General features: G+C 56.1%; 18 protein-coding genes and 2 tRNA genes. 8 read left to right on the top strand and 12 right to left on the bottom strand.

Translation table 11 applies throughout. From position 1 onward, the window contains the following. The first annotated feature begins 125 nt into the window (after positions 1 to 125). Positions 126 to 386, top strand: a complete 261-nt coding sequence (locus HPC62_RS14815) for a MoaD/ThiS family protein (protein ID WP_172356898.1) — start codon at positions 126 to 128, stop codon at positions 384 to 386. A 68-nt stretch (positions 387 to 454) separates the two neighbouring features. On the opposite strand, the gene HPC62_RS14820 is transcribed toward HPC62_RS14815, so the two are convergent. After that, positions 455 to 538: transfer RNA gene (locus tag HPC62_RS14820), tRNA-Ser, on the bottom strand. A gap of 312 nt (positions 539 to 850) precedes the next feature. Between HPC62_RS14820 and HPC62_RS14825 the strand changes: the two genes are divergently transcribed. Then, positions 851 to 976, top strand: a complete 126-nt coding sequence (locus HPC62_RS14825) for a DUF4278 domain-containing protein (RefSeq protein WP_172356900.1) — start codon at positions 851 to 853, stop codon at positions 974 to 976. Between the two features lie 229 nt (positions 977 to 1,205). Here the strand turns inward: HPC62_RS14825 and HPC62_RS14830 are convergent, their stop codons facing one another. Then, on the bottom strand, positions 1,206 to 1,682 hold the full coding sequence (locus HPC62_RS14830; protein ID WP_068507856.1) for a T3SS (YopN, CesT) and YbjN peptide-binding chaperone 1: 477 nt from the start codon (positions 1,680 to 1,682) through the stop codon (positions 1,206 to 1,208). A 176-nt stretch (positions 1,683 to 1,858) separates the two neighbouring features. On the opposite strand from HPC62_RS14830, the gene HPC62_RS14835 reads away from it, so the two are divergent. Next, the gene (locus HPC62_RS14835; protein WP_172356902.1) at positions 1,859 to 4,384 is read left to right on the top strand and encodes an Eco57I restriction-modification methylase domain-containing protein; all 2,526 of its coding nucleotides are present in this window, start codon (positions 1,859 to 1,861) and stop codon (positions 4,382 to 4,384) included. Positions 4,385 to 4,410: 26 nt separating this feature from the next. On the opposite strand, the gene HPC62_RS14840 is transcribed toward HPC62_RS14835, so the two are convergent. Both HPC62_RS14840 and HPC62_RS14845 read right to left on the bottom strand, forming a co-directional pair. Further along, complete coding sequence (locus HPC62_RS14840) at positions 4,411 to 4,881, bottom strand: single-stranded DNA-binding protein (RefSeq protein WP_172356904.1); 471 nt, start codon at positions 4,879 to 4,881, stop codon at positions 4,411 to 4,413. A gap of 646 nt (positions 4,882 to 5,527) precedes the next feature. Then, entirely contained in the window at positions 5,528 to 5,965 is a 438-nt protein-coding gene (locus HPC62_RS14845) for a DUF6918 family protein (RefSeq protein ID WP_172356906.1), read from the bottom strand. Positions 5,966 to 6,625: 660 nt separating this feature from the next. Here HPC62_RS14845 and HPC62_RS14850 point away from each other — a divergent pair. Beyond that, the gene (locus HPC62_RS14850; protein WP_205370661.1) at positions 6,626 to 7,045 is read left to right on the top strand and encodes a DUF1622 domain-containing protein; all 420 of its coding nucleotides are present in this window, start codon (positions 6,626 to 6,628) and stop codon (positions 7,043 to 7,045) included. A gap of 206 nt (positions 7,046 to 7,251) precedes the next feature. On the opposite strand, the gene HPC62_RS14855 is transcribed toward HPC62_RS14850, so the two are convergent. The 6 genes from HPC62_RS14855 to glsA all read right to left on the bottom strand — a co-directional run bounded on the left by HPC62_RS14855 (position 7,252) and on the right by glsA (position 13,330). After that, positions 7,252 to 8,478, bottom strand: coding sequence for a DUF3747 domain-containing protein (locus tag HPC62_RS14855; RefSeq protein WP_172356908.1), 1,227 nt, complete (start codon positions 8,476 to 8,478; stop codon positions 7,252 to 7,254). A gap of 327 nt (positions 8,479 to 8,805) precedes the next feature. After that, positions 8,806 to 9,228, bottom strand: a complete 423-nt coding sequence (locus tag HPC62_RS14860; RefSeq protein ID WP_172356910.1) for a hypothetical protein — start codon at positions 9,226 to 9,228, stop codon at positions 8,806 to 8,808. Between the two features lie 206 nt (positions 9,229 to 9,434). Further along, positions 9,435 to 10,058: a Uma2 family endonuclease gene (locus tag HPC62_RS14865; RefSeq protein WP_172356912.1), complete on the bottom strand. Its 624-nt coding sequence runs from the start codon at positions 10,056 to 10,058 to the stop codon at positions 9,435 to 9,437. 137 nt (positions 10,059 to 10,195) lie between these two features. Further along, positions 10,196 to 10,666 carry a hypothetical protein gene (locus HPC62_RS14870; RefSeq protein ID WP_172356914.1) on the bottom strand — a complete coding sequence of 157 codons (471 nt, stop codon included), beginning with the start codon at positions 10,664 to 10,666 and terminating at the stop codon, positions 10,196 to 10,198. Positions 10,667 to 11,182: 516 nt separating this feature from the next. Next, on the bottom strand, positions 11,183 to 11,881 hold the full coding sequence (locus HPC62_RS14875) for a fasciclin domain-containing protein (protein WP_225910552.1): 699 nt from the start codon (positions 11,879 to 11,881) through the stop codon (positions 11,183 to 11,185). A 423-nt stretch (positions 11,882 to 12,304) separates the two neighbouring features. Next, positions 12,305 to 13,330 carry a glutaminase A gene (gene glsA / locus HPC62_RS14880; RefSeq protein ID WP_172356916.1) on the bottom strand — a complete coding sequence of 342 codons (1,026 nt, stop codon included), beginning with the start codon at positions 13,328 to 13,330 and terminating at the stop codon, positions 12,305 to 12,307. Between the two features lie 144 nt (positions 13,331 to 13,474). On the opposite strand from glsA, the gene HPC62_RS14885 reads away from it, so the two are divergent. Further along, the gene (locus tag HPC62_RS14885) at positions 13,475 to 14,344 is read left to right on the top strand and encodes an aldose epimerase family protein (RefSeq protein ID WP_172356919.1); all 870 of its coding nucleotides are present in this window, start codon (positions 13,475 to 13,477) and stop codon (positions 14,342 to 14,344) included. A gap of 267 nt (positions 14,345 to 14,611) precedes the next feature. After that, a tRNA-Lys gene (locus HPC62_RS14890) sits at positions 14,612 to 14,683 on the top strand. Positions 14,684 to 14,719: 36 nt separating this feature from the next. On the opposite strand, the gene HPC62_RS14895 is transcribed toward HPC62_RS14890, so the two are convergent. Continuing rightward, on the bottom strand, positions 14,720 to 15,298 hold the full coding sequence (locus HPC62_RS14895; protein ID WP_172356921.1) for a Uma2 family endonuclease: 579 nt from the start codon (positions 15,296 to 15,298) through the stop codon (positions 14,720 to 14,722). A 301-nt stretch (positions 15,299 to 15,599) separates the two neighbouring features. On the opposite strand from HPC62_RS14895, the gene fba reads away from it, so the two are divergent. After that, complete coding sequence (fba, locus tag HPC62_RS14900; RefSeq protein ID WP_172356923.1) at positions 15,600 to 16,679, top strand: class II fructose-bisphosphate aldolase; 1,080 nt, start codon at positions 15,600 to 15,602, stop codon at positions 16,677 to 16,679. Here the strand turns inward: fba and HPC62_RS14905 are convergent. Then, positions 16,676 to 16,822, bottom strand: a complete 147-nt coding sequence (locus HPC62_RS14905) for a hypothetical protein (RefSeq protein ID WP_172356926.1) — start codon at positions 16,820 to 16,822, stop codon at positions 16,676 to 16,678. The genes fba and HPC62_RS14905 overlap by 4 nt on opposite strands. A gap of 51 nt (positions 16,823 to 16,873) precedes the next feature. On the opposite strand from HPC62_RS14905, the gene HPC62_RS14910 reads away from it, so the two are divergent. After that, entirely contained in the window at positions 16,874 to 17,800 is a 927-nt protein-coding gene (locus tag HPC62_RS14910) for a DNA-methyltransferase (RefSeq protein WP_172356928.1), read from the top strand. Positions 17,801 to 17,853: the final 53 nt, after the last annotated feature.

The following is a 17,853-nucleotide window of genomic DNA, read 5'->3' on the forward strand; positions in this document are numbered from 1 at the left end:
CAGAATGAGGGTGGGGGGCGATCGCCCGTTTGCTTCTATTCGCGCCTGATCGCTCCTGAGCGGTTCGCAGCGCCCCAGTCTGCGATCTGGCTCTGGTTCAACCTGGTTTTTGGAGCCTGTCGAGTGTGTCTGACCCAACGGTGACCGTGACCATCAAGCTATTTGCCGCCTATCAGGAAGCCTACGGTATGCCAGAGCTAGTGCTGGCGCTGCCGCAGGGGGCAACCGTCGCTGAGGTGTGCGATCGCCTGTTGCAGGAGCATCCCGAACTGGAGCAGTGGCGATCGCTCACTCGCTTTGGCGTGAACTATCAGTTTGTAGAGCCGGACTGGGTGCTGCAAGACGGCGACGAGGTCGTGCTAATTCCCCCCGTCAGCGGCGGCTGATGCAGGCGGCCGACGCACAGAGCCGCTAGATTGCGCCACCGTTCACAAGATTCCGAAACATTCCGAAACGGAGAGGGTGGGATTCGAACCCACGGTCCTTTTGGGACACTCGATTTCAAGTCGAGCGCATTCGACCACTCTGCCACCTCTCCGAGCCTTTTCAATCTTATACCGACTTATACCGAAAGGACTTACGCAGTTGGGCGATTTCTCGTGGGCGCAGCTCGTGAGAAATCGCCCAACACCTAGAAAACTTCGCAAGTGCGTAAGGCCTAACCTATTCGAGATTTTGGAGATTAGATGGGCGATTGGCAGAGTTGGCAGGAGGGGGTAATTCGCGAAGCGATCCCTACGGGAAACGTTCTTAAGCAGAAGTTCACCCGCTCAGGTGAGACGCTCGGATGAGGTGTGGGCCGGGTCTGCCGCCCTATTCTAAAAGCATGGAATTCAAAAGGAAACCAGCTATGAACCTCTCCTATCGCGGTATCAAATACCAAGCCAACGTTCCCGCCGTCGCCACAGTTTCGGGGAAAGTGATTGGTAAATACCGTGGGGTTGAGCTACATGCTCAGGTCAAGCAAGAGCAATAGTTCATCCGCCATGCGACGTTTTTGGTAGTTTTTGGTAGAAAAAATCGGATTTCCGAAGCGACATAACACCTGGCAGGGGGCTGCTGGGTGTTTTTCTTTTGGAACTTACGCAGTTGGACGATAGAACCCTTATCGCAAGTGTGTAAGTCCTGCCTTTGTTGGGGTTTGGGCGCTGGGGTTTGGGCGCTGGGGTTTGGGCGCTGGGGTTTGAGCGTTGGGCTTTGGGCGGTCAGGGTAGGCGATCGCACGCCCGCTGCCCGCCAAACTTTTGGATAATCAAGTCGTCGTAGGTATCGGCAATGGTCACCACAGACAAAATGCAGGTTTGCAGTTCCATCAAGTCCATGTTCTCCCCGCCCAAGACGCTGTGCGAAAAAATCACGCCGCCCGTCTCTGCCAGATGAAACGCGCCAAACCGCATCCGGTGGTTTTCCATCAGCAGATATCGCATCAGCGGCTCATCCGTTCGGCTGCCCAGGGTAACGCAGCTACTCGCCTTGACAATTGCCAGTTCTCGCTCGTCCCAGGGATGCACCTCCCAATCCAGCACCTCTACCTCAACCTTGGCTGAACCGTAGGACAGGTTAAACCGGGGAGCATAGGACAAAACTTGCAGCGAGTCCTTGAATAGCGCAGAGGTCGTGAGGTAGTCCGACACCTTGCGATAGGTCAGTTCTTGAACTGCGTTGGTAAACGTCAAAGGCATAGCGTGCGATAAGGAAAAACGTAGGAGCGAGACGCGATCGATTCTGTGCCATCAATCCAATGCCATAGTAAGCTTTCGGATGACTGGATGGCTGTCTTCTAGCGGCTGTCTTCTAGCGGCTGTCTTCTGTGTCTTTTGGTGGAGTCTTCTCGCCGTTTTTCTGCGGTCGTCTTGCTATGCTTCAATCGCGCCAGTCGGATGAATTGCGCCAGTCGGATGCCCGTGGAGCCTATGCGGTAGATGATTTGCCCAGTGGAGCGATTCCCGTAGAGGTCGCTTCGCAAATCGCCCCTCATTCTCTGCAAGGCACAAGCGACCTGGAAACCTGGGCAGCGCGGAGCTATCGGCGGTTGCTGGACATCCTGGGCGATTCCCGTAGGGATTGCTTTGCGAATCACCAACCCACTCAGCCCGCCGACCACGCCCACGCTCGGATGCTGCTGCTGGCGCTGCTGTGCATCCCGCTCTATCAGCAGCGCAAACTGCTGGCAGTACATTGGCTATCCCTCAAACCCGATGAGTTTGCGCTAGATCAACTTTTGACCGCTGCCAATCATCAGCACGGGCTGGCGTTTCCGGTGGCGGCCCTGCCTTCCTTGTCGACCGAGGCGAATGCGGCCCTGCTTGCGCTGTTGCGATCGCTCTTTCTCTGCGCTCCCTACCCGGTGGCGCGGCTGGGGCAACTGTATGAGCAGTGCCTCGCCTGGGCCCCGTCACCCGGACAATGTGCGCCGAGGGCTGCCCCAAAAGCAGACGGCCGCAAAGCACGGGGAATTTACTACACGCCGGAGCCGCTGGTGAACTACTGCGTTTCGCAAACCCTGGGGCAGTTGTTGAGCGACCCTACCCAAAAGCTGCTGAGGGTTCCGCGCATCCTTGATCCGGCGGCGGGGGGAGGGGCATTTTTGCTGGCAAGCTATGATGCGCTGCTGCGGTGGGTGGCGGGTTGGCCTGCGAATTCGGCGAGTGTGGACGGGGCAACTGTCCCCCCCTGTACCCAGCGGACCCCAATCGCCCCAATAGATTGTCCAGATCGCCCAGATCGCCCAGATTACCCAGTGGATTGCCCAGTAGATTGCCCAGTAGATTGGCACACTCGTCAGCAAGTGCTGCTCGACTGTATTTATGGGGTGGATGTGGATGAAACGGCGATCGCCCTCACCCGTCTCTCGCTCCAGCTCAAGCTGTTGGAGGGCCAGCCGCCACCGGGATTTGTGCTACCCGACCTGACGCAAAATCTAGTTTGTGCCGACGCGCTGCTGGGTCTGGACTGGGCCACCGCCTTTCCATCAGCCGCACAGGCAGGCGGGTTTGACGGGGTATTGGGCAACCCGCCCTATATCGACGCTGCCCAGATGAGTCTGGAAACCCCCGACTGGCGACGTGCCTGCACCGAGCGCTATGGCTGCGCCAGGGGCAACTGGGACTTGTTTTGCGTATTTATCGAGCGATCGCTGGAGTTGTGTCGTCCAGGTGGAATGACGAGTCTGGTGGTGCCTAACAAGCTGCGCTCGGCGGGGTATGCTGCCACAGCGCGATCGCTCTTAGCAGAGAACTGTCAGCTTGTGGCGCTGCGGGACTATGCCCAGGTGGCGGTGTTTCGGGCGGCGGTCTATCCGCTGGTGTATGTGGCGCGGCGGGGAAAGCCGGAAAAGCCAGGTTTGGGTTCTCCAGGACAGGACTCGATTTTTGCAAGTGCGCCAGTGCCCTATGAGCCAGTGCCCTATGAGCCAGTGACCCAAGAGCTAGTGACCCAAAAGCCAGTGACCCAAGAGCCAGTGCCCTATGAACCAGTGCCTTATGAGGTGATGGAAACATTGACAGAGGTGGGACGGCGGCAATGGCTACACGCCAAGGGCGAAGCATGGTGGCTGGGCGATTCGCAGCAGGCAGGCAGCCTAATGGCGCGGTTGCAGCAGTTTCCGACGCTGGGGCAAATTGCCAGCGTGCGGGGAGCGGCGACGGTAGCCGAAGCCTATGACCTCCAGCGCTGGATTTGCAATCATCCCACGCCTGCCCCCAGCGACCTGCGCCTGGTCAACAGCGGCACGATCGATCCCTATCGCCTGCGGTGGGGCGATCGCCCGTTGCGCTATTTGGGCGATCGCTACCTGCACCCCATCCTGCCTGCACAACACTTGTGCCAACTTTCGCCCCAGCGCCAGCGACAGGCTACCCAACCCAAGCTAATCGTCGCGGGCATGACCCGACGGCTAGAGTGTGCGCTAGATGAGTCTGGGGGCGTGCTGGCGGGAAAATCGACCTCGATTATTCAAGCGCCCAACCCATCCTCCCCTCTAGCCAACCCTCTGGCGACCTGCCCTGATCTGCTGTGGCTGCTGCTGGCGATTCTGAACAGTTCGCTAATCCACTGGTACTTCGTGCAGCGGCATGGCGGCAACGCGCTCCAGGGCGGCTATTTGCGCGTGGGGCCGCCCCAGTTGCACCAGATTCCCATAGCGCTGGGTGAAAAGAGCGATCGCCCTGGGCTACAGCAAGTCCTAATTGACTTGGCGAAACAGCGGCATCACTGCGGAATAAGTCAAGACCTGAGGGCGATTCGCGAAGCGGTTCCTGCGGAAATCGCCCAGCTTGATGCCCAAATCGACGCAGCCGTTTACGCACTCTACGACCTGAGCGCACCTGAGATAGCAGAAATCCACGCAGAAGCTCGCCCGCAGACAAGCGGTTTAGCGGATTAAGCGGGTTAAGGATTAACCTGTCTAGCCTAGAACGGAATATCGTCATAGTCGGCCGTTTCCACGGGAGCCTTGGCGGCGGGGGCAGCTTTGGCCGTGGAGGCTGCATAGGCCGGCGGAGCAGCGGGAGTAGTCGCAGCGGGACGGGATGCGGCTGTCCCTGGTACGTCGGCAGTAGAGGACCTCAGGCTGGCATCAGCTTCGATGCGGTGAATGCGGGATACCGTTAGCTCTGCTCGCTTTTCCTTGAAGCCCTCTGGGCGGTCGATCATGTTCATACCCAGCCGACCTTCGAGAATGACGCGATCGCCCACATGAAACCCTGCCTGGATCTCTTGCGCCAGATTGCCCCAGCCCACTACCTTGATCTGTCCTGGCGGCTCGTTATCGCGCAGCGCCGCAAACTGCACCGTCATTTCAGCAATTGGCGTTTGACTATCGGAGGTATAGCGAAGCTGCGGCTCTTGAATCACCTCAGCCATCAAAATACAGTTGTTCATAAATGCTCCTGGCGGTGTGGTTGGCTCAACCCAAGCAGAGTACAGGTGTATTTCTTAAACTCATATTCTAACATCTGTCCCAGGCAGGGGATCCGGGTCGATTATACGGTGATGACCCTAAAAAAGCTGTCTGGCAAAAAATAGCGGTGAATAGGGCGCATCCCAGTTCTGCAAGTTTGCCCTCATCGGGTGCATGTCACTTTTGCAGATGCAGAACTTGAGTGATATCGCAACAGGGTAGCTGAAAGCCCTTAGATAGAGCATTACAGCCTATGCGTATAAGTACCTCCTTACAAAGATGACATGCTCCCGCCCTCATCCCCCAGTCCCTTCTCCCAAAAAGGGAGAAGGGGAGCCGGATTGGAAGTCCCTCTCCCGCTTTGGGAGAGAGATTGAGGGTGAGGGCTACAAAAGTGGGATACGCTCGGTGTAGACTTCGCTAGCCACGAAACGAATTGCCAAAAGAACTGCAAAACGAACATCAAAAAGAACCCAGACAAAACACGCTGGGTTATTCTTGGATTAATGGAAATTTTGGATAAAATCGCCGTCAGGAAGTTGCAGTCAGCGTCGGCAGCTTTAGGATGACGTTTCGTATGGCGCTAAGTTTCGCATGGCGCTAAATCCCCTCGATCCCAGCGCAGGGCTAGCTCTGGACGTGCGTTCCCAAGATTTGCGCCAGTCCAGGCACGGCTGCTTCTACGTCGCCCTTGACCGAGGTTCGCAGCTTGCCGTAGGAAGCCCGCACTACGCTGTTTTTGGCTTTTTCAATCTTGTGGTCGGTGACGCTGAGCAGGGTGTCTGCCGTGCGATCGCGGTTTTGAATTAGGTGCTGCACCGGGTCACCCGACTGGATGCCCTCGTTCCACATAGGGTCTAGCGCAGCGAGGGCTTCGGGCAATAGCCGCCGAATTGCGCCGGAAATGTAGCTTGGCTCTATGCCTTTCACAACTCCGTAAGCTGCTTTCAGCGCCAGCCCCGAAATGCCTCCTTTGGCGGCAACCTGTTCGTCGATGAGCTTGACGCAATCTGCTACGAGGTTTTGAGTGGTGGTTTGATCGCTGAGTGTGTCGCTAAGCGCCATGATGCTGTGCCTCTTTGCTGTGCCTCAATGGGTCGGTGAATGCGTCGGGTGAATGCGTTGGACAGAACTGCGTTGGACAGAAAAACTAGGTGGATGCATGGATCCGTTCGCGTTCACAGCGTTACTCTGCCCACTTCTTCTTGATCTAAGCCAGGTCATCTGGAATCTTAAGATTTCCATAGCGATCTTTGGACAGTCTTAACAAGTATGTAAATCTTTTTTTGACTGGAGCTTATTTTACAGCAGGATTTCGGTTCTTAGGCTCCAGTTCAGCTGTCTCATTTTTTCCAGGGCAGTTTGGTGCCCATTTCGGTCAGGGCTGAAATCACCAGATACACAATCACCAATCCGGCAGTGATTAGAAAAATTGGCAAGTCGTCTGGCATGAGAGAAGGGGCAAGGAGGGGGTTAAAACTCGAATCAAAGCCTCTCAGGGTTGGATGGATCTTTGGGCTTAGTTGGGCTGGTTATGAATCTCTGCTTTTGTCTGAGCATTCGATTTCCAGCTTGGATTTACTTGTTCAGTTTAGGACTTACGCACTTGCAATAAGCTAGCGGGATTTCAGACAATTTCTCGCGGGCGCAGCCCGCGAGAAATTGTCCAACTGCGTAAGTCCTACAGTTCATAGAAGTTCAGTTTATAGAAGTTTAGCGTTCCCTATGCTGGTTCATCTCCCGGCAACTGATTCACTGTCTGCAAGTAGCTCGCTGATCCACAGAGCAGAGTTTTTGCTTCAGGAGATGGCGCTGCTGCTGAAGATTATTCTGGAGTTCATTGCGATTTTGATTGTGGCGATCGCCCTCGTCAAAACAATCCGCAAGTGTGTTCGTATGTTTCGCTATCAGGGCTACATTGTGCAGCCGCCGATCCGGCTGGATTTGGGGCTTTCTCTAGCGCTGGCGCTGGAGTTTTTGCTGGCAGCCGACATTGTGGGCACGGCGGTTTCTCCCCACTGGAACGAAATCGCTAAACTGGCAGCGATCACGGGCATTCGCACCTTTCTCAACTACTTTTTGCACCGAGAAGTGCGGGAGCTTCAGGAGTCGCACAACGTGGTGCGCTCCTCCGAGGTCGAGTGAGGCGCAACAGAAAGCAGAAAAAATGCCCCCTGGGCCAGAACTTCCACCATCGGCAGAAAGCTGACTCAAGGGGCGATCGCCATTCGCCACAGAAGACAGTTATTGAGGTTCAGGACTTACGCACTTGCGATAGGCTTTCTGGGCTTTGGACGATTTCTCGCGGGCGCAGCCCGCGAGAAATCGTCCAACTGCGTAAGTCCTAGAGGCTATTGAGGCAGTTGCAGACAGTCGAGGGTTCGCAGCGTTGCCGCAGCCGCATAGTTGCGCTGGGAGGCGGCGTTAGGCGCAAAGTTGTTGCCCTGCTCATTCAGCGGAGACGCAACGCCGCAGAAGCCCGATAGCTCGGTAATAGTCGCCGAGGCCCAGTGGTTTGTGGTGTCGGCAAAGGTGCGGGTGGGCTGATTTAGCAGCAGGGTAGGCGACGAGCCACGCGCCGTCAGCGCAAACTCAGCGGCTCGCTTCAGCACCGACACCAGTTCAGCACGGGTCACGGGCTGTGCCGGACGGAAGGTGCCGTCTTCGTAGCCGCGCACAATGTTGTTATCGCGGGCAAATTGGATCTTGGCGGCGCTCCAGCGGGATGCATTGACATCTCGATAGGGGTCACCGCTGGCGGCGGCAGGAATCTGCAGATTGACGTTAGGCGCTTTGGTGAGCGCATCCAGCACCATCGACACCAACTGCTCGCGGGTTAGCGTATCCAGCGGGCGGAAAGTGTTGTCGGGGAAGCCCGAAATGAATCCAGCAGCAACCGCGTTGCGAATTTGCGTGGCGTAGATGTCTCTGGAAATGTCCGTGAAGGTGACCGGGACGGGCGTGGGGGTTGGGGTCGGCGTAGGCGTGGGGGTTGGGGTTGGCGTGGGCGTGGGCTGTGTGGCGACATCTCCGGGCGGGAAGACCCCTTCGTAGGTGAGATAGACGTGGCCCAGCGTGCGATCGCCAAAGGTGCGCTTGGTAAATCGCCAGCCCGGTTGCAGCGTAATTTTGGCAAAGTCTTCCGTTAAGCCATTCGCCCGTCCGATAAGCAGTTGCGGGCGAGAGCGGTCGTTGGGCACGCCCAGCATCACTAGGTCGCCGTTTTGCGGCAAAATCCGGATGCTGTAATCCAGCCCCATATCTTGGCCATTGACCCGGATCGAGTAGCCGTTGCGGTCGGTGGCGCGGTTGCAAATACCCGTGAAATCAAACTGGAGCAGCAGCGGTGTAACGATGGTTGGATTTGCCCCAGACTCGCTCCAGCAGGGGCGTGCATCAGACACTTGCTCCAAAATCAGCAGTCGGCGGGTGGTCACGCCAGAAGACGACACAGCGATAAATCGACCCTGGTCTACCTCTTGCTGACCAAAGGTGGTGGCAGAGGTGGGAGCGGAAATAGACAGAGCACCCAGCGCGATCGCGCTAAGGGCTACGAGACGATGACGCAAACGTTTCATAGCTGAGATGCGAAATGAAGTAGGACTGCAAAATTGAGTACCGCGGCCGGGCCGGATCGAGCAGCAACAAGACGCTGAGACTCAGATCTCCAGCACGATCGCCACCCGCTACCCACAGCGTAGGCATCAGAAGGTTTCCAAGCTTGTGGATTGACCGTTCGGGGCATCCAACCATTTGCAGTCGGTCTGCACCTGACATCTGCTAGTGTTCCCAAAGACGGCCCGCCGATCAAACGAAGTCGAGGAGCGGGGCGAGTAAAATGGGCTGATGTGGCTTGAGGCTTGGCTAGCTGGACGTTCCGGCTCATCCAAATCCTCGAAAGCAGCCTATTCCACTGGGCTAAAACTAACGACATCAGTACCAGACAACACTACAAACAGTTCGCGATTGGTGCGCCCAAACTGGCAGACAACGCTGACTACAGACTCGCCATTGGGCCTGCCGTCAGAAAGAACCGTAGAGCGAATGATTTGCCGAAATGGCCCACTCTCAGCCACAATATCATTCCAATAGGTCTGGATTGAGCGGGCGCTGATATCGTTTACATCTTGTAGGCTGGCTTCGTAGTCTGCAACGGCCGACTCGAACTGCTGGTCTCCAAGACGGGTGATAAAGCTTTCGGCGATCGCCGTTAGGGAAACTTGCGAAATTTGACGAGCTTCTGGAGCAGTCTGTGCCTGCGCTTGGGGTAGGGCAACGCCGACCAGCATTACGGCAGGAACGAGGACAAACAGAAACGCTGATTTCATAACGAATTCCATGGGGTAGATTCGAGCACCGATTCCATATCCCATGACTGTGGCTCAGTTCAATTTGTGCCCAGCGTTGAAAAGAACTTTGGAAGCAACCAGGAAACGGGAAGTCGGAACTCGATGTGGGTCATTCAATCCTATTTCCACCTTTCAAAGCACCCATGCGGTTCACAGCCCTGAAACCGCTTTTCTGTAATAAATCGTTAGACCAGAGCGTCTCCCTGGCGGTTCTCGTCCGCCGCTGGTGGGCGTTCTTTGGGGCTTGGGAAGTCAACGGCTTCGTAAAAGTCGGCGATCGCCCCTTCCCAGCCCACGCTGGTCAGCAACACGCGATCGCCCTCGCCATAGGGATGCAGCACCCACAGGCCCTCCTCGTTGCGACGAAACACGTCTACCTGGAGCCGGGTTTGAGAAATCAGGACATATTCTTGCAAGCTCTCGATTTGGCGATAGTCGGCAAATTTGTCGCCCCGGTCAAAGGCTTCCGTCGCTTCGGACAGGACTTCGACAATCAGGCAAGGATAGCGCTTGAAAGTATTCGTCGTGCGATCGCGCTCATCGCAAGTCACCATCACATCTGGATAGTAGTAGCAGTTCAGTTCCTCAATGCGGGCCTTCATGTCTAAGGCGTAGGCCCGACAGCTTTGGTTGCGGAGATGTCCTCGCAGGAATGCCCAACAATTGAGTGCAATTGTGACATGGGCATCGGTGCCGCCTGCCATCGCGTAGATATAGCCATCGCGATACTCATGCTTCGTAGGGCGGGCGGCTTCCTCCGCCAGATACTCTTCTGGAGAAACGTAGTGATCAACGGAGACTGCAACCATCGGGGCTGAGGTAGGCCAGAACAGCCATAGAGTCACTGCATAGGTTTATTGTATCGGCTTGGGGCGATCGCCCTTCCAAGACAGCGGTTTCGGCTTTTGCAATCGCTGTTTAGCAATCGCTGCTTAGCATTCGCTGTTTAGCATTCACCACCCTGCTTAGCGTTCCCATTGAATAGCTCATAGACCTGGGTACAAAACGACCGCAGCCGGGTCTGGATTTCTTCGACGGGCTGCTGCGTTCCCAGCACGCGCCACTCGCCAACAGTAGACAAGCGCCACTGCTCGCCCTGGTGCGTCAGCCCGACGGCTTCTAGACCAATGACGCGGCGGGTTTGGGCGATCGCCCCCTCGCCCGATTCTGCCGCTGCTTCATCCTCAAACAAGCGGATCTGCACCAAAATACTGCGGGCCTGAAACCGAGGACTCCAACCCGGCAAGTGAAAGCCAATGTCGATGGAGTCAGGATCTACCAGTTCGCGGGTGCCGGGGTCATTGGCCCAGGGCTTCAGGTCTGCCTGCGCGTCGGGAAAGTAAGACTTGAATAAATTAACAGCGGCGGCAATCTTGGCGGCTAGCTCTAGCCCCTTTGCCTGTTCTGCTGCATTCACGCTGCTTGCTCCTGCGATGAATCCCCGTTCGGGGTTTTGGAATTTTAGATTTTGGATTTTGGGTTTTGGACTTGGGTTTATGAACTGAGTTGGGCGTGATGGAGAATGCTTTGGCGAATGACTTGGCTAATAACTTGAGGAATGACTTGAGTGTAAATCTTACAGTTCAGCATGAATCACGGTAAAGGTACGAAAGAGCGGCGTTCTGGCAATGTCGCTCGACATAAACACTAGCCCGCAGGTGCAACTGCAATCTATAGTGCGATACGACCCTGCTGACCGCAGTCACGATCAACACTATTTCTCAGAATTCTCCAGTTTTGCTAATCCTCGCTGCATCAAAGATAGAAAAGTGCCCAGGAGACAAGAAAGTGCCCAACCGCCTGACTAATCTGCCAGGATGCTGGGCACTTGTGCCATGCTTTGGTGTGGAGCGGGGTCGCTGCTCAGCGCAGAGGCGATGCAATGACCCCACTTAGAGAGAGTAGAAATAGAGAACAGAACACCTTTAGCCCACTATTGCAGGTCGAGTCCGGGAGGAATCAGCACCTGATCGATTACGTGGATCACGCCGTTGCTAGCTACGATGTCGGCCTGGATGACGCGAGCGCCGGAGACAGTGACGGTTTCGCCATCCTGGGCGATCGCCACTGAGTTGCCCTCGACCGTTGCCACTTCACCGGGCTGAATCGCGTCTGAGGTGACGCTACCGGAAACCACATGGTACGCCAGGATTTGCTGCAACACACGCTGGTTTTCGGGCTGTAGCAACGCCTGCAACGTCTCTTCGGGCAGTGCCGCAAAGGCTTCGTTAGTCGGGGCAAACACGGTGAACGGGCCAGCTTCGTTTAGCGCACCGTCCAAACCTGCTGCTTTGAGGGCGGCTTCCAGCGTACTAAAGGATTCCCCTTGGGACACAATCTGGGTCAACGTGCCCGCTGCCATCGCAGTTGCCCCGTCGGTTCTTGGAGCAACATCCGCCGTCGGCATATCAGCAGGCGCTTCTACACCCGTGACCGTTGCATCAATGACCGTTTCGCCCATCGTCGTCTCGCCAGCTACGGTTTCAGACACAGCATCGGTCGTTGCGGCAGAGGGCATGACTTCATCCATCGAGGCCATGCCGGGGTAAGTGTAGGCTACAGTCGCCGTTACAACGCCCAGACCCAGCAGCTTGATCCACTGATTGCGAGTGCTCGTTTGCTTGATGTTCATGGTTACCTCTTTGCGACTAAACGCCTTGCTGAATGGTTAATCAACAACCCTGCATATTGCGAAATGTTGCGAATACTTGCAGACTCGTAGCAGTCTAAAATCAGCAGGCTGGAGAAACCGTCAACCAGAGGTAGGAGATTCGCCTATGGCAAAGATCTATCTCAGGACAGAGGAAAAACTCAGATAAACGGCGTTTTGCGGGAAACACTGCCCTAAAGCCTTGAAAAAGTTTCAAGAACGCGATGTGCAACTTTCAATCAATCTGCCCTCATCCCCCAACCCCTTCTCCCAAGTCGGCAGAAGCGGAGCAAGGGAGGCTTGAAGTCCCTCTCCCAGAGCGGGAGAGGGATTGAGGGTGAGGGGGATCGGCAACGTTGCACATTGCGTTTCAAGACTAAGCAAGACTAAAGATCTCAAAGAGGATTATGAGTTTTCTTTAGACAGCGAGATGAGACGCTCTTTTCCACCGAGATGCTCTAAAAAGTAGTGGCAGCCGCGAGACGAGTCGAATAAGTGCAGCCCAAATTCTTGCGAGATGGCTTCGCACACGCGCACGCCGCGCACGCTGTTGCCTCGGCCATCCAGCGGCGGCGAAAAGACGGCAATGCCAAGCTGGTCGGGCACGACGGCAATAATGCCGCCACAAACGCCGCTCTTGGCGGGCAGCCCCACGCGATAGGCCCACTCGCCCGCAAAGTTGTACATACCGCAGGTATACATGACGCTGAGCATGTCGCGCACATAGCCCGCCTCGACCGCGCGATCGCCCGTCATTGGGTTCACGCCCTGGTTGGCCAGCGTCGCCGCCATCACTGCCAGATCCCGACAGGACACCATCACCGAACACTGCTGAAAGTACAGATCCAGCGCTTCTTCGATGTCCCAGTCCACCATTTTGAAATGGCGCATTAGGTAGGCCATCGCCCGGTTGCGATCGCCCGTGGCCCGCTCCGACACGTAGGTTGCCACGTCTACCACAATGTCGTGCCCGACGTAGCGGCGAAACATATTTAGCAGGCGATTGAGCCGTTCCGTTGGGCCGTCGCCAGCAATGAGGCTAGTGGTGGCGATCGCCCCCGCATTGACCATTGGGTTATAGGGCCGCTTCGACGCTTCATCCAAAATAATCGCGTTAAAGGCATCGCCCGTAGGTTCTACGCCCACCCGCGCCAGCACATAGTCGCGCCCGTGGTCTTCCAGCGCCAACCCCTGCACAAACACCTTGGAAATGGACTGGATCGTAAACAGATGCGCCGTATCACCCACCTCAAACACCTGTCCATCCGCCGTTACCAGGCAAATGCCAAACAAATTGGGATCTACCTTGGCCAGTTCGGGAATGTAGTCCGCCACTTTGCCCCCGCGCAGCTCGCGGCAAGATTGGTAAAGACCTTCCAAAAAAGACTGCACTGCATCAGGTGTTCGACATAGGCTGGCATCGTCGGGCATGGCAACGTTTGGGGAATGGGGTGGAGAAGACAGGCGAGAAAAGCGGGGCTTGCCGCATCTGGAAAAACCCAGAAAATTCTAATAAATTCTGGGGTTTGTGCCAGAGCAGTCCATGATTAGAGGTGTCGTTATTTCCCCAAAGCCGTGTTTGAGGTTTCCCAGCACCCATCCCAATATCTCACCTATGCGCTGACCGATTCGGCCACCGATGCCCGCCTAGAGGTCGTGCCTGAGCGCGGCGGCATCATCACTCGCTGGAGCGTGCAGGGGCGCGACATTCTCTATCTCGACGAAGCCCGCTTTGCAGACCCCAGCCTCAGCGTGCGCGGCGGCATTCCCATCTTGTTTCCCATTTGCGGCAACCTGCCCAACAATGCCTACACCTACAACGGCCAGACCTATCTGCTGAAGCAGCACGGCTTTGCCCGCGACCTGCCCTGGCTAGTCACCCATACCGAAGCGCTGGATCGAGCCAGCATCACGCTCAACCTGAGCAGCAGCGACCAGACCCGTGCGCTCTATCCGTTTGAGTTTTCGCTGGACTTTACCTACATCCTGGAGGGCAATCGCCTGGTGTTGCAGCAGCAGGTCACCAATTCAGGAAATACCATCATGCCCTTTTCGCTGGGGCTACATCCCTATTTCTCGGTGTCGGACAAGGCGCGGCTAGATTTCGACATTCCCTCAACGCAATACGTAGACCAGCGCACGCAGGAAACCCACGCCTATATGGATGGGTTCGATTTCAGCCAGGACGAAATCGACGTGCTGTTTCGCAAGCTGTCGTTTCAGTCCGCAACGGTGGAAGATTTTCGAGAAAACCTGAAGCTGCGGCTGGATTTTGACGATCCCTACACGATGCTGGTGTTTTGGACGCTAAAGGGCAAGGACTTTTACTGTCTGGAACCCTGGACGGGGCCGCGCAACGCGCTGAACACGGGCGATCATTTGATCGAACTGGCTCCGGGCGGCACGGTGCGGACGAGTTTCCGCATCACGGCCCAGTTGTCGTAAAGCAAAGCCTAGCCTGGGGTGGCGTGGCTTTTCCAGCGGCTTTTCCAGTGGCTTTTCTAAAAGACGGTCGCGAATTTGCAGGACACGCGAATTTGCGGGACACGCGAACTTTCGGGACACGCAACCTCACAGGATATGGGAAGGGGCGATCGCCCTCGCTGCTACCCTCTAGTAAAGTCATCCAGACTTTCTTAGAAAAGCTTAGAAAAGATAGTCACACCTCACAGACAGGTGATATATTGATTAATCGGTGCGCTTGGCACTGACGGGTCGCTAGCTCAGCGGTAGAGCACTCGGCTTTTAACCGATTGGTCCTGGGTTCGAATCCCAGGCGACCCATTTTTTCTCAGAATTTTTGCTTTACGACTGCTGTTTTCAGGCTTGTGCAGCAGGCGATCGCAGGAATTCGCTGACCTGAATCACGCAGTCTGGGAAAGACAGCGGGGCGATCGCCTCCTGTTCCGACAAAATTTGTTCTGCACCATAGCCCGCCCCACCAGGGTCTCGAAATACGTATAGGCGACGCTCCTGCACGTCCAGAATCCAACATTCCTGAATGCCCGATCGCCCGTAAACCGGAACCTTCAGGTCGCGATCGCGGCGTAGCGTACTGTCTGCCACTTCAATCAGCAAGAAGATTTCCGCTGGCGTGGGGTGGTGATCTTCATAGTCCAGCGGGTCGGGGTGAACCATAGCGACATCTGGCTCTGGCTGCGAAAAATCGCTCAACTGCACCGGGTCTTGGAACCGCAGCAGCGCTCGACCCGCCAGCCGTTGTGACAATACGCGATCAATTCGAGTCACCGCTGCGCTATGGGCCGTTCCCTTGGCTGCCATTGTATAAAGCTGTCCCTCAATCAGTTCTACGCGCTCGTCGGCAGCCAGGATGCCCGCTTCCACCATGCGGCGATAGTCCTGCACGCTGAGCGATCGCAATTCAGGGGCGATCGTCATCGGTTCAACGCTCCTTGTAAATTCGTAAAATAAATTCGTAAATTCGGTGCCGTAAGCTCAGTGTAAATTTGGGTAAATTTTGGTCGATCCACAGCCAGATTAATCTGCCGTCGATATCTCTGTGCAAAAGACGGGATGAGCATTTATACTTAGAATAAATTAAGACAGGCTGCAACCAGACGATCCGCAGCCGACTTACTGGACGATCTCGCGTCCGGTGATAAAAGTGTCTTAAGATTATCGTAAGCTTTTCTTGTTCAACGCCGAAATTAGCTGAACACACCGACTAGGAGGAATTTCTATGGCGCTCGTGCCTATGCGACTGCTGCTGGATCACGCGGCCGAAAACGGCTACGGTATCCCTGCGTTCAACGTCAACAACATGGAGCAGATCCAGGCCATCATGCAGGCTGCTCACGAGACCGATAGCCCGGTGATTCTGCAAGCTTCTCGTGGCGCTCGGAAATATGCAGGTGAAAACTTCCTGCGCCACCTGATTCTGGCGGCGGTGGAAACCTATCCCCACATTCCCATCGTGATGCACCAGGATCATGGCAACGAGCCTGCGACCTGCTATTCCGCCATCAAGAACGGCTTTACCAGCGTGATGATGGACGGTTCGCTGGAAGCAGATGCCAAAACGCCCGCCAGCTACGACTACAATGTGGCCGTCACTAGCGAAGTGGTGAAAGTGGCTCATGCCATCGGCGCTTCGGTGGAAGGCGAACTGGGCTGCCTCGGCTCTTTGGAAACAGGCAAGGGCGAAGCAGAAGACGGGCATGGCTTTGAGGGCGAGTTGGATCACTCCATGCTGCTGACTGACCCTGACGAAGCCGTAGACTTTGTGGAGCGGACTCAGGTAGACGCGCTGGCCGTTGCCATCGGCACCAGCCACGGAGCCTACAAGTTCACCCGCAAGCCGACGGGCGAAATCCTCGCCATCAGCCGCATTGAAGAGATCCACAGCCGCCTGCCCAACACCCACCTGGTGATGCACGGTTCTTCCTCGGTGCCCGAAGACCTGATTGCGCTGATTAACCAGTATGGTGGCGCGATCCCCGAAACCTACGGCGTGCCCGTGGAAGAAATCCAGAAGGGCATCAAGAGCGGCGTGCGGAAGGTGAATATCGACACCGACAACCGTCTGGCAATTACGGCTGCGGTGCGCGAGGCGCTGGCTGCCAATCCCAAAGAGTTTGACCCCCGCCACTTCCTGAAGCCGTCGATCAAGTACATGCAGAAGGTCTGCGCCGACCGCTATCAGCAGTTCTGGGCAGCGGGCAACGCCAGCAAGATCAAGCAGGTTTCGCTGGAAGAGTATGCCGCCAAGTATGCCAAGGGCGAACTGACTCAGGTGGCTAAGAAAGCCGTCTCTGTCTAGTTTTGTTTGAATTTCAACTTGAACTTCAAGGCGATCGCCCCTTCAGGGAGTTGACCCATTTGGGCGATCGCTCTCCAATCAGCCACTCCTTCGCATTGCAGGGGCGGCTTTTTGATATCTGCAAAGACATTTCGAGAAAACATTCCGACCTGCCCCACTGACCTGCTTTGGGGGAATTTCGCTATAAGAAGGGAATGATTCGCAATCCTGCCCCCCAAAATCGCACGCTGCGGCTGACGGATGCCGAGCGATCGCACTTTCGCACCCGTCTGCTGCGGCTAGATCGTCCCATGACAGTGGATGAATTGCTAAACCGCACAATTTGCCAGGATATGTTTGAAGCGGCGGCGTGGCTACCCGGTGAATTTGTAGATCTGCTGGTGCTAGACCCACCCTACAATCTGAGCAAGCAGTTTAACGGGCAAACCGTCCGGCGGCGATCGCTCTCAGACTATGCCGCCTGGGTGCAGTCATGGCTGGTGCTGCTGCTGCCCACGCTCAAGCCGACGGCCTCGGTCTATCTCTGCGGCGACTGGCAATCGTCTCCAGCGCTATATGAGGTGGCCGCGCAGCACCTAATCGTCCGCAACCGCATTACCTGGGAGCGGGAAAAGGGTCGCGCCGCCCGCGCCAACTGGAAAAACTGCTCGGAAGACATCTGGTTTTGCACCGTGTCGCCCGACTATTACTTCAACGCCGAAGCCGTGCGGATCAAGCGGCGAGTCCTCGCACCCTACACCCAAAACGGCAGCCCCAAAGACTGGCAGCGCCAGCCCAACGGCAACTTTCGCCTTACTGCCGCCTCCAACCTGTGGACCGATTTGACCATTCCTTTTTGGTCGATGCCCGAAAACACCGACCACCCAACCCAAAAGCCCGAAAAGCTGCTGGCAAAAATTATTCTCGCCAGTTCCCCGCCCGGAGCCGTGGTGTTGGACCCGTTTCTGGGTTCCGGCACGACTTCTGTCGTTGCCAAAAAGCTAGATCGGCAGTTTGTCGGGATTGAACTCGACGAGACTTACGCTTGTCTAGCGGAAAAACGGCTGGCGCTGGCCGAGGGCGATCGCCGCATCCAGGGCTACACCGACGGCATATTTTGGGAACGGAATAGTAGGGGTTAGGGGTTATTGCTCCGCAACGCTAACGCGAGGGGGGTTGGGATTAGGCAAAATCA

The sequence above is a fragment of the Thermoleptolyngbya sichuanensis A183 genome, from assembly GCF_013177315.1.
GTDB classification, from domain to species: domain Bacteria; phylum Cyanobacteriota; class Cyanobacteriia; order Elainellales; family Elainellaceae; genus Thermoleptolyngbya; species Thermoleptolyngbya sichuanensis.